Genomic DNA, 15,687 nt, shown 5'->3' with positions numbered 1-15,687 from the left:
GCGTCCTCAAGGCTGGCGGTACCTACGTCCCCTTCGACCCCTCCTACCCCGCCGACCGCCTGTCCTTCATGCTCCAGGACACCGGCGTGAAGGTCATCCTCACCCAGTCCCACCTGGCCAACGCCCTCCCCGCCCGGGACGCGCTCTTCATCCGGCTCGATGCGGATTGGGAGCAGGTGCGGGCACACCCGGAGAGCAATCCCTCCTCGGGCCCCTCCGCCGACAACACCGCCTACATCATGTACACCTCCGGCTCCACCGGCCGGCCCAAGGGCGTGTGCGTGCCTCACCGTGGCGTCGTGCGTCTGGTCCAGGGCAGCACCTTCATCGACATGGGCCCCCAGGAGGTCTTCCTCCAGCTGGCTCCCATCTCCTTCGACGCCTCCACCCTTGAGCTGTGGGGCGCGTTGCTCCATGGCGCGAAGCTCGTCGTCTACCCGGCGGGCACTCCATCGCTGGATGAGCTGGGCACGGCGCTGGTGCGCTCCGGCATCACCACCCTGTGGCTCACCGCCGCTCTCTTCGAGCAGATGCAGGCCACCCAGCCCCACGCCCTGCGCGGCGTGCGTCAGCTGCTGGCCGGTGGTGACGTTCTCCCCGTGGGCCGCGTGAAGGAGCGGCTCTCCCACGGTGGCCTGCTCGTCAACGGCTACGGTCCCACCGAGAACACCACCTTCACCTGCTGCTACCCCATGAGCGAGGTGTCGCAGGTGGGCCACACCGTGTCCATCGGCACGCCCATCTCCAACACCCAGGTGTACCTGCTGGATGCGTGGATGCAGCCGGTGCCCGCCGGCGTGGCTGGCGAACTCTATACCGGTGGTGACGGCCTCGCCTCCGGCTACCTCAATCGCCCCGAGCTCACCGCCGAGAAGTTCGTCCCGAACCCCTTCAGCTCCGAGCCCGGTGGGCGCCTCTACCGCACCGGAGACCTCGCCCGTTACCTGCCCGATGGCCGCATCGAGTTCCTCGGCCGCATCGACAACCAGGTGAAGGTGCGTGGCTTCCGCATCGAGCTGGGTGAAGTGGAGTCCGTGCTCGCCCAGAACCCCCAGGTGCGCGAGACCGTGGTGGTGGTGCGCGAGGACGTCCCTGGCGACAAGCGCCTGGTGGCCTACGTCGTCGCCAACGACGCCATTCCCGAGGCCAGCGACCTGCGCGCCTGGATGAAGCAGCGCCTGCCCGAGTACATGGTGCCCTCGGCATTCGTGGTGCTCGATACGCTGCCGCTCTCGCCCAACGGCAAGGTGGACCGCAAGGCGCTGCCCGTGCCGGAGCAGCCGGCGGCCAGCCAGGAGTACGTGGCCCCGCGCAACGAGACCGAGGAGCGGCTGGCCGCGCTCTGGTCCGAGGTGCTCCGCATGCCCCGCGTGGGCATCCACGACAACTTCTTCGAGCTGGGCGGCCACTCGCTGCTCGCCACGCAGGTGGTGGCGCGCATCCGCGAGTCCTTCCAGGTGGAGCTGCCCCTGCGCGAGCTGTTCGACGCGCCCACGCTGGCCGGGCTGGCCATGCGCATCGACGCCTCGCGCGGCACGGCCCTGTCCAGGGCTCCGGCACTGACGCGGGTGTCTCGCGAGGGCTCGCTGCCGCTCTCGTTCTCCCAGCAGCGTCTGTGGTTCCTGGAGCAGCTGCAGCCGAGCGGCGCCTTCTACAACATCCCCATGCTGGTGCGGCTGGAGGGACAGCTCGACGTGGCGGCCCTGGAGCGCAGCTTCGAGGAGCTGCTCCAGCGCCACGAATCGTTGCGCACCACCTTCGGCCAGGACGCGGACGGCCAGCCGGTGCAGCTCATCGCGCCCCAGGGCGTCATGCCCCTGCGGGTGGTGGAGCTCCAGTCGCTGCCGCCCTCCGAGCGTGAGGCCGAGCTGCGGCGGCTGGCGGCGGAGGACGCGATGAAGCCCTTCGACCTCAGCCGCGGGCCCCTGCTGCGCGCCCTGCTGCTGCGGCAGGAGGCTCAGAACCACGTGCTGCTGCTGACCATGCACCACATCATCTCGGACGGCTGGTCCATGGGTGTGCTGGTGCGCGAGATGGGTGCGCTCTACGAGGCCTTCTCCCAGGGCCGGCCCTCGCCCCTGCCCGAGCTGCCCGTGCAGTACGCCGACTACTCCGCCTGGCAGCGTGGCTGGCTCCAGGGCGAGGTGCTCGAGGAGCAGCTCGGCTGGTGGCGCCAGCAGCTGGCGGGCGCGCCCCACGCGCTGGAGCTGCCCACGGACAAGCCCCGGCCTCCCGTGCAGACCCACCGCGGCGCGACCCTGCGCACGCAGCTGCCGTTCCCGCTCTCCCGCGCCCTCAAGAGCCTGGCCCTGAAGGAAGGCGCCACGCCCTTCATGCTGCTGCTCGCGGCCTTCCAGGTGCTCATGTCCCGCTACTCGGGACAGGACGACATCTCCGTCGGCTCGCCCATCGCTGGCCGCAACCGGGGTGGCGTGGAAGGCCTCATCGGCTTCTTCGTCAACACGCTCATCCTGCGCTCCCAGCTCTCGCCCCAGCGGAGCTTCCGCGAGCTGCTCGCGAGCGTGAGGGAGACAACCCTGGGCGCCTATGCCCACCAGGAGATGCCCTTCGAGAAGCTGGTGGAGGCGCTCCAGCCCGAGCGCGACCTGAGCCGCTCGCCGCTCTTCCAGGTCATGTTCACCGTGCAGAACGCGCCCATGCCGGAGCAGTCCCTGCCCGGCCTGACGCTGCGTCCCATGGAGCTCCCCGGCGACACGGCCAAGTTCGACCTGTCCCTGGGCTTCATGGAGACGGAGCAGGGCTTCGCGGGAGAGCTGGAGTACAACACCGACCTGTACGAGGCCCCCACCCTCCAGCGCATGCTGGGGCACCTGCACGTGCTGCTGGAGGGCATCGCCGCCACGCCCGAGCTCGAGCTCTGGCAGCTGTCCCTGCTGGGCGAGGCCGAGCGCCGCCAGCTCCTCGTGGACTGGAGCGAGCCGCTGCCCCAGCCCGTGGGTGACACCTGCCTCCACCACCTCGTGGAGGCGCAGGTGGACCGGACCCCGGACGCCGTCGCCGTCATCTCCGGCACCCGGCGCCTCACCTACCGGGAGCTGGAGCGCCGCTCCAACCAGCTCGCCGCGCGCCTGCGCCAGCTCGGCGTGGGTCCCGAGGTGAAGGTCGGCGTGTGCCTGGAGCGCTCCGAGCTCCTGGTGATCGCCGTGCTGGGCGTGCTCAAGGCCGGCGGCACCTACGTGCCCCTCGACCCCGCCTACCCGTCGGACCGTCTGGGCTACATGCTCCAGCACACGGGCGTGCCCGTGCTGCTCACCCAGCAGCGCGCCGCGGGCTCCCTGCCGGAGCACCCGGCCCACGTGCTGATGCTGGACGAGGCCCAGGCGCAGCTCGACTCGCTGCCCGCCGGGCGGAGCCGGGCCCCGGTGCACCCCAGCAACCTGGCCTACGTGCTCTACACCTCCGGCTCCACCGGCCGGCCCAAGGGTGTCTCGCTCGAGCACCGCAACTCCGTGGCCTTCATCCACTGGGCGCTGGGCGTCTTCTCGCGCGAGCAGCTCTCCGGTGTGCTCGCGGCCACCTCGCTCAACTTCGACCTCTCCGTCTTCGAGCTCTTCGCGCCCCTGAGCCGCGGCGGCGCGGTCATCGTGGCCGAGAACGCGCTCGCGCTGCCCACGCTCGAGGCGCGCGACGAGGTCACCCTCGTCAACACCGTGCCTTCCGCCATGGCGGAGCTGGTGCGGGGCCAGGGCGTGCCCACGTCGGTGCGCACCGTCAACCTCGCGGGCGAGCCGCTCACCGGCGCCCTCGCGCGGCTCATCCACGAGCTGCCCCACGTGGAGGCCCTCTACAACCTCTACGGCCCCACGGAGGACACCACCTACTCCACCTTCGTGCGCGTGCCCCGGGACTCCCAGCGCGAGCCCACCATCGGCAAGCCGCTGGCGGGTACCCAGGGCTACGTGCTGGACGCCAGCATGCAGCTGGTTCCGGTGGGCGTGCCGGGCGAGCTCTACCTGGGCGGCGCGGGACTGGCCCGTGGCTACCTGTACCGTCCGGAGCTGGCCGCCGAGCGCTTCGTCCCCAATCCCTTCTCCTCCACGCCCGGTGAGCGCCTCTACCGCACCGGCGACCGGGTCCGGTACCTGCCGGACGGCCAGCTCGAGTACCTGGGCCGCATCGACAACCAGGTGAAGGTGCGCGGCTTCCGCATCGAGCTGGGGGAGATCGAAACGGCGCTCCGGGCCCACCCGGGCGTGCGCGACGTCGTGGTGGTGGCGCGCGAGGACTCCCCGGGCGACAAGCGCCTGGTGGCGTACCTCGTGGCCCAGCCCGGGCACACGCTCGTGGCCATGGAGCTGCGCGCCTTCCTCAAGCAGAGCCTGCCCGAGTACATGGTGCCCTCGGCGCTCATGGTGCTCGACAAGCTGCCGCTCAACCCCAACGGCAAGGTGGACCGCAAGGCCCTGCCCGTGCCGGATCAGCTGCAGACGAGCCAGGAGTACGTGGCCCCTCGCAACGAGACCGAGCAGATGCTCGCCCAGCTCTGGTCCGAGGTGCTCAAGGCGCCGCGCATCGGCGCCCACGACAACTTCTTCGAGCTGGGTGGCCACTCCCTGCTGGCCACGCAGCTGCGCTCGCGCATCCGCACCGCCTTCCAGGTGGAGCTGCCGCTGCGAGACCTGTTCGAGGCCCCCACCGTCGCCACGCTGGCGGGGAGGCTCGACGCGGCCATCCGCTCCGGCCAGGGTGTCCAGACGCCGCCCCTCGTCCGCGTCTCGCGCGAGGGCGCCCTGCCCCTGTCCTTCGCCCAGCAGCGCCTGTGGTTCCTCGACCAGCTCCAGCCGGGCAACTCCTTCTACAACGTACCCACCGCCGTGCGGTTGGAGGGCGAGCTGGACGTGGTGGCGCTGGAGAAGAGCCTCACCGAGCTGGTGCGGCGCCACGAGTCGCTGCGCACCACCTTCCAGTTCCAGCAGAACGAGCCCGTGCAGGTCATCTCCCCCGACAGCTCCCTGACGCTGGAGAAGGTGGAGGCGCAACCGCTGCCTCCCGCGGAGCTCGAGGCCGAGGTGCGTAAAATCACCACCGAGCACGCGATGCGGCCGTTCGATCTCCAGCGGGGGCCGCTGCTGCGCGCCCTGCTGGTGCGGCTGTCCGAGCAACAGCACGTGCTCGTGGTCACCCTGCACCACATCATCTCGGATGGCTGGTCCATGGGCGTGCTGGTGCGCGAGGTGGCGGCGCTCTACCAGGCCTTCAACCAGGGCAAGCCCTCGCCGCTGCCGGAGCTGCCCGTGCAGTACGCGGACTACGCGGCGTGGCAGCGCGGCTGGCTCCAGGGCGAGGTGCTCGAGAAGCAGCTCGGCTGGTGGCGCCAGCAGCTCGAGGGGGCGCCTCGCGCGCTGGAGATGCCCACGGACAGGCCCCGGCCTCCCGTGATGACCCTGCGCGGCGCCGCCCAGCCCGTGGTGTTCCCCGCGGAGCTGTCGCGGGCCCTGCTCGAGCTCTGCAAGCGCGAGGGTGTCACGCCCTTCATGCTGCTGCTGGCGGCCTTCCAGGTGCTGCTCTCGCGCTACTCGGGGCAGGACGATATCTCCGTGGGCTCGCCCATCGCCGGCCGCACGCGGACGGAGGTGGAGAGCCTCATCGGCTTCTTCGTCAACACGCTCGTCCTGCGCTCGCGCCTCTCGCCCCAGCAGAGCTTCCGCGCCCTGCTGGCCCAGGTGCGCGAGACGACGCTCGGCGCCTACGCCCACCAGGAGCTGCCCTTCGAGAAGCTCGTGGAGGAGCTGCACCCCGAGCGTGACTTGAGCCGCACGCCGCTCTTCCAGGTGATGCTCACCTTCCAGAACACGCCCGTGCAGGCGCTGGAGTCTCCCGGGATGAAGCTGAGCCCGCTGGAGGTGGACACGCAGACGGCGCGCTTCGAGATGGGCCTCACCTTCGCCGAGGAGGCCGGAGCCCTCGCCGGTGTGCTGCGCTACAACGCGGACCTGTACGAGGCGCGGACGGCCGCGCGGCTGGTGGGACACCTGCGCGTCCTGCTGGAGGGAGCCGTCGCCGACCCCGAGCGGAGCCTGGGCCTGCTGTCCCTGCTCTCCGACGCGGAGCGGCGGCAGATGCTCGTGGAGTGGAACGAGACCCGGCGCGACTTCCCCTTCGAGCCGTCGCTCACCGCCGCGTTCGAGGCCCAGGTGGCGCGCACGCCGGACGCCCTGGCCCTCCTGTTCGAGGGCTCGCGGCTCACCTTCCGCGAGCTCAACCAGCGCGCCAACCAGCTCGCCCACCTGCTGCGCGCGCGGGGCATCGGCCCCAACGTGCTGGTGGCCATGTGCCTGGAGCGCTCGCTGGAGCAGGTGGTGGCCGTGTTCGGCATCCTCAAGGCCGGTGGTGCCTACGTGCCGTTGGATCCCAACTACCCGCAGGAGCGACTGGCCCTCGTGCTCGAGGACTCGCGGGCGCCGGTGCTGCTCACCCAGCAGCATCTTCTCTCCCGGCTCCAGGCCCCCTCCGCCCAGGTCATCTGCCTGGACACGGACGCGGAGCAGATTGCCCGCGAGAGCGTGGAGAACCCGCCCCACGTCAACGGTCCCGAGGACCTGGCCTACGTCATCTACACCTCGGGCTCCACCGGCGTGCCCAAGGGCGTGATGATCCAGCAGGGCTCCGTGCTCAACCTGCGCCACGCCCTGGCCTGCACCGTGTACGCCGACGTCCAGGCGCCGCAGCGGGTGTCGCTCAACGCGCCGCTGTCCTTCGATGCGTCGGTGAAGCAGCTCGTGCGCATCCTGGACGGCCACGCGCTGTGCATGGTGCCCGACCAGGCCCGTGGCGACGTGGACGCGCTGCTGGCGCTGCTGGCGCGCGACCAGGTGGACGTCCTGGACTGCTCGCCCTCGCACCTGCGGCTGTTGCTGAGCGCGGGCCTGGCCACCCGCACCGAGAACGTGCCCACGCGCGTGCTGGTGGGTGGCGAGGCCCTGGACGAGGCGCTGTGGACCACGCTGTCCCAGCACCCGCGCACCCGCTTCTTCAACGTCTACGGCCCCACCGAGTGCACGGTGGACACCACGGCGTGCGAGGTGCGGGACTGGCCCAGGCCCACGCTCGGACGGGTGCTGCCCAACGTGCGCGGCTACGTGCTGGATGCGCGCATGCAGCCCGTGCCCGTGGGTGTCCCCGGCGAGCTGTACGTCGGCGGCGCTGGCGTGGCCCGCGGCTACCTGCGCCGTCCCGAGCTGACGTCGCAGAAGTTCGTGGCGGATCCGTTCAGCCAGCAGCCCGGCGCCCGCCTGTACCGGACCGGGGACCTGGTGCGCTACCTGCCGGACGGGAGCATCGACTACCTGGGCCGCGTGGACTTCCAGGTGAAGGTGCGCGGCTTCCGCATCGAGCTGGAGGAGATCGAAGCGGTGCTCTCCAGCCACCCGAGCGTGCAGCAGGCCACCGTCGTGGCTCGCGAGGACACGCCCGGAGACAAGCGGCTGGTGGCCTACCTCGTGGCCCGCGAGGGTCAGACGTTCGACCTGACCGAGCTGCGCGGCGCCCTGCGCAAGAAGCTGCCGGAGTACATGGTGCCCTCCGCCTTCGTGGCCCTGGAGAAGCTGCCGCTCAACTCCAGTGGCAAGGTGGACCGGAAGGCCCTGCCCGCGCCGGATCAGGGCCGCATCGAGGTGGCGGGCGCCTTCGTGCCGCCGCGCGATGCCCTGGAGCTGCAGATCGCGCGCATCTGGGAGGACGTGCTGGGCGTGCACCCGGTGGGCGCGCACAGCAACTTCTTCGACCTGGGTGGCCACTCGCTGCTCGCCGTGCGCCTCATGGGCCGGCTGCGCGAGGTGACGGGCCGCACCCTGCCCCTGGCCGCGCTCTTCCAGGCGCCCACGGTGGAGAAGCTCGCGCAGCTGCTGCGCTCGGAGCAGCGGGCCTGGACGCCCCTGGTGCCGCTCGTGCCCCGGGAGAAGGATGACCCCCGCCGTCCGCTCTTCGTCGTCCACCCGGTGGGCGGTACCGTCATCGGGTACTCCGAGCTGGCGCGTCAGCTGGGTCCGAAGCAGCCGGTCTACGCCCTCGAGTCGCAAGGCATGGACGGCTCGCTGCCTCCCCTCAAGACGATCGAGGAGATGGCGGCCCTCTACGTGGAGGCCATCCGCACCCTCCAGCCGTCCGGGCCCTACCTGCTCGGCGGCTGGTCCATGGGCGGCGTCATCGCCTACGAGATGGCCCAGCAGCTGCTGCGCCAGGGCGAGCAGGTGGAGGTGTTGATGCTCATCGACTCGCAGGTGCCCAACGGGCGCCCCGCGCACGTGACGAACGAGGAAGAGGCCCTCAAGCAGGCCTTCGTGGGCCTGGTGGAGGAGTTCGTCGGCAATGGCTTCAAGGTGCCCGAGGAGCTGGTGAAGTCGCTGGACCGCGAGGAGCTGCTCCAGGTCATCATGGAGACGGCCCGCCAGACCAACCTCGCCCTGCCGGACGTGGGAATCGAGCAGGTGCGTGGCCTGCGGGACGTCTTCGAGGCCAACCTGCGTGCCAGCTGGTACTACAAGCCCACGACCTACGTGGGGGAGCAGTTCACCCTGCTGCGCGCCGCCAAGGCGGCGGAGGGCCAGACGGAAGACCGGGGCTGGGCGGCCCTGGTGCCTCCCTCGGGCAGGCTGGACATCCACGAGGTACCCGGAGCACACTTCGAGCTGTTGAAGCAACCCTATGTACAGTCGGTGGCCGAGCGGCTGCGCGAGTACCTGGAGCGCGCCCACGAGCGGCAGGCCACCGAGATCCAAAGGACCCCATGAAACTCCTGGCCCTCTTGCTACGCGCCTCGCGGGGCAGCGTCCTCCTGTCGGCCCTCTGCGGGCTGATCTCCGGAGGCAGCAGCGCCGCGCTCATCGCGCTCATCAACCGCAAGCTGACCGGCACCGACATTCCGGAGCGCACCCTGGTGGGTGGCTTCATCGGCCTGATGCTGCTGGCGCTGGTGACCCGCATCATCTCGCAGGTGCTGCTCAACGGCATGCAGCAGCAAGCGCTCTACAGCATGCGTCTGCGGCTCAGCCGCAGCATCGTCTCGGCGCCCCTGCGCCGCTTCGAGGAGCTGGGGGCCCACCGGATGACCGCCACGCTGACCGACGACATCGTCACGGTCAGCAGCGGGCTGATGTTGCTGCCCCTGATCGTCGTCAACGCCGCCATCCTCCTCGGCTGTCTGGTGTGGATGGCGTGGCTGTCCTGGAAGCTCTTCCTGGGCATGATCGTCTTCATGGTGCTCGGCGTGCTGTCGTTCTCCTTCTTCAGCAGCCTGGCCGTGAAGGGGCTCGGCGAGGCCCGCAAGACGCAGGACGTGCTCTTCAAGCACTTCCGCTCGCTCACCGACGGCATCAAGGAGCTCAAGCTCAACAGCGGCCGCCGCGAGGTCTTCCTCGGCGAGCAGCTGGAGGGCACGGCGGAGGCGCTGCGGCGCCTGTACACGCGCAGCCTCAACATCTACTCGGCCAGCAGCAGCTGGGGCATGTTCCTGTTCTTCGTCGTCATCGGCCTGCTCATCTTCGCCATGCCCTCCTTCAGCACGCTGAGCCTGGCCGAGCTGACGGGCTACTCGCTCACGGTGCTCTACCTGCAGCAGCCGCTGCAGACGCTCACCGAGTTCGTGCCCTTCCTGGCGCGCGCGGACGTGGCGTTGAAGAAGGTGGAGGAGATGGGCCTGTCCCTGGAGGCCACCGCCGAGACGGCCAAGACCCTGCCCGCCAGCACCGCGCCGCGCGCCTTCCGCAAGCTGGAGCTGGTGGACGTCACCCATACGTACCACCGCGAGAATGACGATGGCCGTTTCACGCTCGGCCCCATCAACCTGAGCATCGAGCCGGGCGAGCTGCTCTTCCTGGTGGGCGGCAACGGCAGCGGCAAGACGAGCCTGGCGAAGATCTTCACCGGCCTCTACACGCCCGAGGCCGGCGAGGTGCGGTTGGATGGCCAGCCCGTCACCGAGGCCACGCGCGACGCCTACCGCCAGCTCTTCTCCACCGTCTTCTCGGACTTCCACCTCTTCGAGAGCCTGCTCGGCCTGGCCCCGCCCGAGCAGTCCGAGAAGGTGGCGCACTACCTGAAGCGGCTGAACCTGGATCAGAAGGTGCGCGTCACGGACGGGAAGCTCTCCACCACCGAGCTGTCGCTGGGCCAGCGCAAGCGCCTGGCGCTGCTCGCCTCGTGGCTGGAGGATCGCCCCGTCTACGTCTTCGACGAGTGGGCCGCGGACCAGGATCCGGTCTTCAAGCAGATCTTCTACGAGGAGCTGCTCCCCGAGATGAAGCGCGCGGGCAAGGCCGTGCTCGTCATCAGCCACGACGATCGCTACTTCCACGTGGCGGATCGGCTCGTGCGGCTGGACTCGGGCCGGCTGGTGGCGCCGGAGTCCGCCCCCGACGCCCAGCGCGCGGCCTCTTAGGCAGTGCCCCCCATCCCGGGGGGCTCGTGTACCCACGGAGGTGGACGATGCGCTCGAGCCGGACCCTGGTTTGCCTGCTGTCATGCCTGGCACTCTCCCTGGGGACGGTGGGATGCCCGTCCCAGGAGCCGTCCCCTCCCGACGCGGGCACGGACGCGGGGGTGCCGCCCGGCGTCACCGGACAGCGGGCCGTGCTCACCCTGACGCAGTCCGGAGAGGTCCGCCGCCCGGTGGATCTCTCGGCCTCCGCCCCCAGGGCGCTCGTCTTCGAGGGGGGCACCTTCGTCACCCACGAGGGCGTGGGCAGGGCGGACGGCACCTTCACCATCCCCAACGTCCCCGCCGGCACGTACTACCTGGGTGTGGACCCCACCACCTTCGTGGTGACGGACGCGCGCGAGGTGGATCTCACCTCGGGGGCCTTGGGCCGGCCGGATGTCGCGCTCCTGCCGATGGGCGCGGGCAGCGCGGCGGTGGCCTTCGAGCTCGGCAATCTCCATCCGTACCAGAGCACGGACGGCATCACCCTCTTCTCCGCCAACGCCAACGTGGCGCGCTTCCGGCTCACGCCCACCGCCACGGCCGGAGCCACCTCGGGCACCTTCACCTATACGGTGCGGACCGGGCAGCCGCTCATCGACCCGGCCCGGGGAGATCGCGCCCTGCTCACCCAGCTCACCACCCGCACCACCACGCTCGAGGGCGGTGGCGAGACGGTGACGTACCGCTCCGTCAGCCGCTCCTTCGAGGCACCGGAGTTCCAGACGCGGCCCGGGGAGGCGCAGACGATCTCCGGCACCATGAGCGAGCCCCCCGCGCTCACGGCCCCCATCCACTGGGACCTGGCCGCGTACAGGAACCTGGCCAGCGCGGTGAACCCGCGCGCCACCGTGCTCTCGCAGATCATGGTCTTCGACGTGCTGCCCACGCCGCTCGACTACGGAGCCATCAGCGCGGTGCCACAGCTCGTCGAGTTCATCCAGCCGCCCACCGCGGGCGACATGCGCGCCGACTTCGTCTACGCCAACCCGTACCCCTCGAGCTGGAACCCCATCGGCGTCACGGAGTCCCGCTTCCAGGTGCCCTACCAGCTGCCCGGGACGACGACGCCCGCCGTGCTCTCCGGAAGCGTTTCGTACAGGGACACGCTCTCCACGTTCCTCTCCAGGACGATTGCCCCGCCCTTCGGTCCGGTGCGGCAGCCGCTCATCGAGGGCATGGACGCGCGGCAACCCGTCACCCTCACCACCACCACCCCCGAGCTGAGCTGGACGGCGCCCTCCACCGAGCAGGACGTGAGCTACAACTACATCGTCTTCATCCATCAGCTCACGGTGCAGAGCCCCGCGACGGTGAGCCGCTTCGTGGGCTCCCTCCGGACGAAGGACACCCGGGTGCGGCTGCCTCCCGGACTGCTGTCCCCGGGCAACGCGTATGTCTTCATCTTCGACGTGAACACCACCCCGGGCAGTGGCCTTCTCCGGCAGGTGTTCCGCGTCCCCGTCCCCATCACGGGTGCGCAGGCCCTCTCGGAGATCGTCACCGTGCCGTAGGGCCCTCCACAAAAGGAAAAGGGTGCCCGGACTCGCGGTCCGCGGCACCCTCACCACCGAGCGGTGTTTCCGCTCAGCCGAACAGCTCGCGCACCTTCTCGAAGAAGTTCTTCGACTGCGGGTGCACCTCTTCCCCGCTGGAGTCGGCGAACTTCTCGAGCAGCTCGCGCTGCTTCTGCGTCAGCCCCGTGGGCGTCTCCACCACCACGCGCACGTGCTGATCTCCCCGCTGGCCGCTGTGCAGGTGCGGAATGCCCTTGCCCTTCAGCCGGAACACCTTGCCCGACTGCGTGCCCTCGGGAATGGTCATCTTCACCTTCCCGTCCAGCGTGGGCACGTCGATCTTCGCGCCCAGCGCCGCCTGCGTGAAGGAGATGGGCACCTCGCAGAAGACGTCGTAGTCCTCGCGCTGGAAGAGCGAGTGCTCCCGCACGATGACCGTCACGTACAGGTCTCCCGGAGGCCCGCCCCGGTCCCCCGGCTCGCCCATGCCGCCGAGCCGCACCCGCGTGCCGTTGTCCACGCCCGGGGGGATGTTGACCTCGATGACCTCCTCGGACGGCACCTTGCCCGAGCCCCGGCACTTGCCGCACGGGTCCGGCACCACCGCGCCCGTGCCGCCGCAGTCCGTGCACGGCCGGCTCACCGCGAAGAAGCCCTGGGTGAAGCGCAGCTCGCCCGAGCCTCCGCACGTGCCGCACGGCTTGGGCGCCGCGCCGCTCTTGCTGCCCGAGCCACTGCACGTGTCGCACTTCTTCGGGCGCGGAATCGGCACCTTCGGACGGCAGCCGAACGCCGCCTCCTCGAAGGAGATCTCCAGGTTGAAGCGCAGATCCGCGCCGCGGTTGCTCACCCGGCCGCGGCCACCGCGTCCCCCGAAGATGTCTCCGAAAATCTCCCCGAAGATGTCGTTGATGTTGACGCCCTGGAAGCCGCCGCCGAACGGGTCTCCCCCGGCCGCGCCGCCCACGCCCGCGTGGCCGAACCGGTCGTACCGGGCCCGCCGCTCCGGGTCGCTCAGCACCTCATAGGCTTCCGACGCCTCCTTGAACTTCTCCTCGGCGTCCTTGTTTCCGGGGTTCCGGTCCGGGTGGTACTGCAACGCCACCTTGCGGAACGCGCTCTTGAGCTCCTGCCCCGAGACGTTCTTCTGGACCCCCAGTACCTCGTAGTAGTCGCGCTTCTGGCCCGCCGCCGCTGGCATCGCGTTCAAACCCCTGGATTTATTGGACTTTCAAAGCCCGCGTACTCTTCGAAATCACTATAACGCAGGCAGGAGGTCCGGCAATCCGCGCCCGCCCCCTTTGGGAGGGGCGGGCGCCTCGGAAGGAACGCTCGAAACGGGGGGCTCAGACCGTCCAGACGCGGTTGGCCGTCAGCTCCATGCGAGCGAGCCGCCGTTTGAGAACCGGGTCGACCGCGCCCCTGGGTGCCCACTTGGGGACCACGAAGTGGAGCTCCGCGTTGTAGAGCTTCGCGGCGCTGGACAGGAGGCTCCAGCGATTCTCCGTGGTGGGGTCCTCCACCATGCCCGGGGTGACGATCTCCAGGATGATGGGGGTGCGAGCCGAATCGGACTGTCGGCAGGTGAAGTCTGGCCGGTGGTCCTCGATGGTGCCCGAAAGAATGGGCGGTGGCATGAAGCCGGGCAGCCGGGCCTTGAGGTCCGTGCAGCCGATGGTGCGGAAGTACTCCGCCATCAGCCACAAGAGCCGACGGCGCTCCTCATCATCGACCACGGGCTCACAGCCCGGACTGAACAGCGCCTCTTTCCCAGTGTTGGTGTTGTCCATGGCTAGCGGAAACCTGTCCGCCGCTTCCCGCAGGGGCAATGAAAGCTCCCACATGGATCGGATACCCGGCCGCGGGACGAGCAGGCGGGCATGGGCCTTTGCCGGGGAGGCTTCTCAGTGAGAGAGTGCGCGCTCCGCCGTGGCCCCCCGTCCTTCTCCGCACGTCTACCGCCGCCTCCTGGGATACCTCCGTCCGTATCGGAGGCTGCTGGTGTGCGGTGTGAGCGCCTCGCTGGCCGCCGCCGCCGCGACCTCGGGGTACGCCTGGCTGGTGGGGCCGCTGCTACACGCTGTCCTTACGGGAACACCCGTGGTGCTGGCGGGATTCACGCTGCCGGGCAGGCAACTGCTCGGTGTGCTGCCCCTGCTCGTCGTGGCCATGGCCGCGGTGAAGGCCACGGCGGGATTCCTCCAGGGCGGGTGGATGCAGCGGCTGGGGCAACGGGTGATGGCGGACCTGCGCGCCTTCCTGTACGCCCGGCTGCTCTCCCAGCCGCCGGCCTTCTTCGAGCGGCAGCACTCGGGCGAGCTCCTCACCCGCTTCACCGCGGACGTGCCGCTGGTGGAGTTCTCCGTGACGCAGGCGCTGTCCTCGTACGTGAGGGACGGGCTGCAGATTCTGGCGCTGCTCGTCACGTGCCTGCTCATCGACGCGAAGCTCTTCCTCATCACCTTCGTGGTGATGCCGCTCACGGTGCTGCCGGTGCGCAGCTTCGCGCGCTCGCTGAAGAAGGTGGCCAACCGCTCGCAGACGAGCCTGGGCGCGCTCACCGCGCTCACCGCGGAGCAGTTGCAGGCCCTGCCGGTGGTGCAGGCCTATGGGGGCACGCCCCGGGCGCTGGAGGCCTTCGAGGCCGAGTCGGAGCGCTACCTCGGGCAGATGCGCCGCTCGCTCTTCCTGCGCGGGGCGTACAGCCCCACGGTGGAGGTGATGGGGATTGTCGGCGTGGCGCTGGCGGTGGCCTGGGGCGCGCGGGCCATCTCCGCGGATCCGTCGCTCTCCGGGCGGCTGCTGTCCTTCCTCGCGGCGGTGCTGCTGCTCTACCAGCCGGTGAAGTCGCTCAGCGGCACGCTGTCGCAGGTGATCATCGGAATGGTGGCGGCCGAGCGCCTCTTCGCGGTGGCGGACGCGCCGGTGCCGCCGGACGAGGGAGCGGAGGCAGGGCCCCTCACCCAGGCGCTGACGCTCGAGGGCATGCGCGCCACCTACCCGGACGGCCGCGAGGCGCTGCGCGGGGTGGACCTCACGGTGCCGGCGGGAGCGCGGGTGGCGCTGGTGGGGGCCTCGGGCGCGGGCAAGACGACGCTCTTCTCGGTGCTGCTGGGCTTCGTGCCCCCGAGCGGCGGCTCGGTGACGTGGGACGGGACGCCGCTATCGCGGCTGAAGCCCTCGAGCGTGCGGGCCCAGATGGCGTGGGTGCCGCAGGAGCCGGTGCTCTTCTCGGGCAGCGTGCGGCACAACCTGCTGCTGGGGCGGCCCGAGGCCACGGATGCGGAGCTCTGGGAGGCGCTGCGGCTGGCGCACGCGGAGGACTTCGTGGGCGCGCTGCCGGGCGGCCTGGACGAGCCGGTGGGTGAGCGGGGCGCGCGGCTGTCGGGAGGACAGCGGCAGCGGCTGGCCCTGGCGAGGGCCTTCCTGCGCCGGCCCTCGGTGCTGCTGCTGGACGAGCCCACGAGCGCGCTGGACGCGCGGAGCGAGGCGGCGGTGGGGGCGGGCCTGGCGGAGCTGATGAAGGGGCGCACGGTGCTGGTCATCGCGCACCGGCTGTCCACGGTGCGGGACGCGGACCTCATCGTCGTGCTGGAGGCGGGTCGGGTGGTGGAGGCGGGCACCCACGCGGAGCTGACGGCCCGGGGTGGACGCTATGCCCAGTTGCTCGGAGAGGGCGCCGTCGCCGCTTGAGGTGCGCATGCGCCCTCTCCCTCTGGGCGGGGGGTGAGGGTC

The 15,687-nt window shown here is 70.5% G+C and carries 6 protein-coding genes; 4 read left to right on the top strand and 2 right to left on the bottom strand.

The window, feature by feature from the left end; all coding sequences use genetic code 11:
- From AC16DP_RS49780 to AC16DP_RS49770, 3 genes are all read left to right on the top strand, one after another.
- Positions 1–8,750: non-ribosomal peptide synthetase (locus AC16DP_RS49780; RefSeq protein ID WP_483957114.1), on the top strand; the 8,750-nt coding region annotated here is incomplete at its 5' end.
- Positions 8,747–10,396: a cyclic peptide export ABC transporter gene (locus tag AC16DP_RS49775; RefSeq protein ID WP_329729642.1), complete on the top strand. Its 1,650-nt coding sequence runs from the start codon at positions 8,747–8,749 to the stop codon at positions 10,394–10,396. The genes AC16DP_RS49780 and AC16DP_RS49775, both read left to right, overlap by 4 nt.
- Positions 10,397–10,443: 47 nt before the next feature.
- Positions 10,444–11,949 carry a hypothetical protein gene (locus AC16DP_RS49770; RefSeq protein ID WP_329729643.1) on the top strand — a complete coding sequence of 502 codons (1,506 nt, stop codon included), beginning with the start codon at positions 10,444–10,446 and terminating at the stop codon, positions 11,947–11,949.
- Between the two features lie 73 nt (positions 11,950–12,022).
- On the opposite strand, the gene dnaJ is transcribed toward AC16DP_RS49770, so the two are convergent.
- Together dnaJ and AC16DP_RS49760 are read right to left on the bottom strand one after the other, a co-directional pair.
- Positions 12,023–13,153, bottom strand: coding sequence for a molecular chaperone DnaJ (dnaJ, locus tag AC16DP_RS49765; protein ID WP_329729729.1), 1,131 nt, complete (start codon positions 13,151–13,153; stop codon positions 12,023–12,025).
- 145 nt (positions 13,154–13,298) lie between these two features.
- On the bottom strand, positions 13,299–13,742 hold the full coding sequence (locus AC16DP_RS49760) for a hypothetical protein (protein WP_329729644.1): 444 nt from the start codon (positions 13,740–13,742) through the stop codon (positions 13,299–13,301).
- A 139-nt stretch (positions 13,743–13,881) separates the two neighbouring features.
- Between AC16DP_RS49760 and AC16DP_RS49755 the strand changes: the two genes are divergently transcribed.
- A complete protein-coding gene (locus AC16DP_RS49755; protein WP_414640729.1) occupies positions 13,882–15,645 on the top strand; it encodes an ABC transporter ATP-binding protein in 1,764 nt (587 codons plus the stop codon).
- Positions 15,646–15,687 lie beyond the last annotated feature (42 nt).

The sequence above is a fragment of the Archangium sp. genome, from assembly GCF_057119385.1.
This window is presented reverse-complemented; position numbering and strand designations above follow the sequence as displayed.

Coding starts and splice junctions, on each gene's coding strand:
- AC16DP_RS49775 (WP_329729642.1), top strand. CDS start 8,747: ATGAAACTCCTGGCCCTCTTGCTACGCGCCTCGCGGGGCAGCGTCCTC.
- AC16DP_RS49770 (WP_329729643.1), top strand. CDS start 10,444: ATGCGCTCGAGCCGGACCCTGGTTTGCCTGCTGTCATGCCTGGCACTC.
- dnaJ (WP_329729729.1), bottom strand. CDS start 13,153: ATGCCAGCGGCGGCGGGCCAGAAGCGCGACTACTACGAGGTACTGGGG.
- AC16DP_RS49760 (WP_329729644.1), bottom strand. CDS start 13,742: ATGGACAACACCAACACTGGGAAAGAGGCGCTGTTCAGTCCGGGCTGT.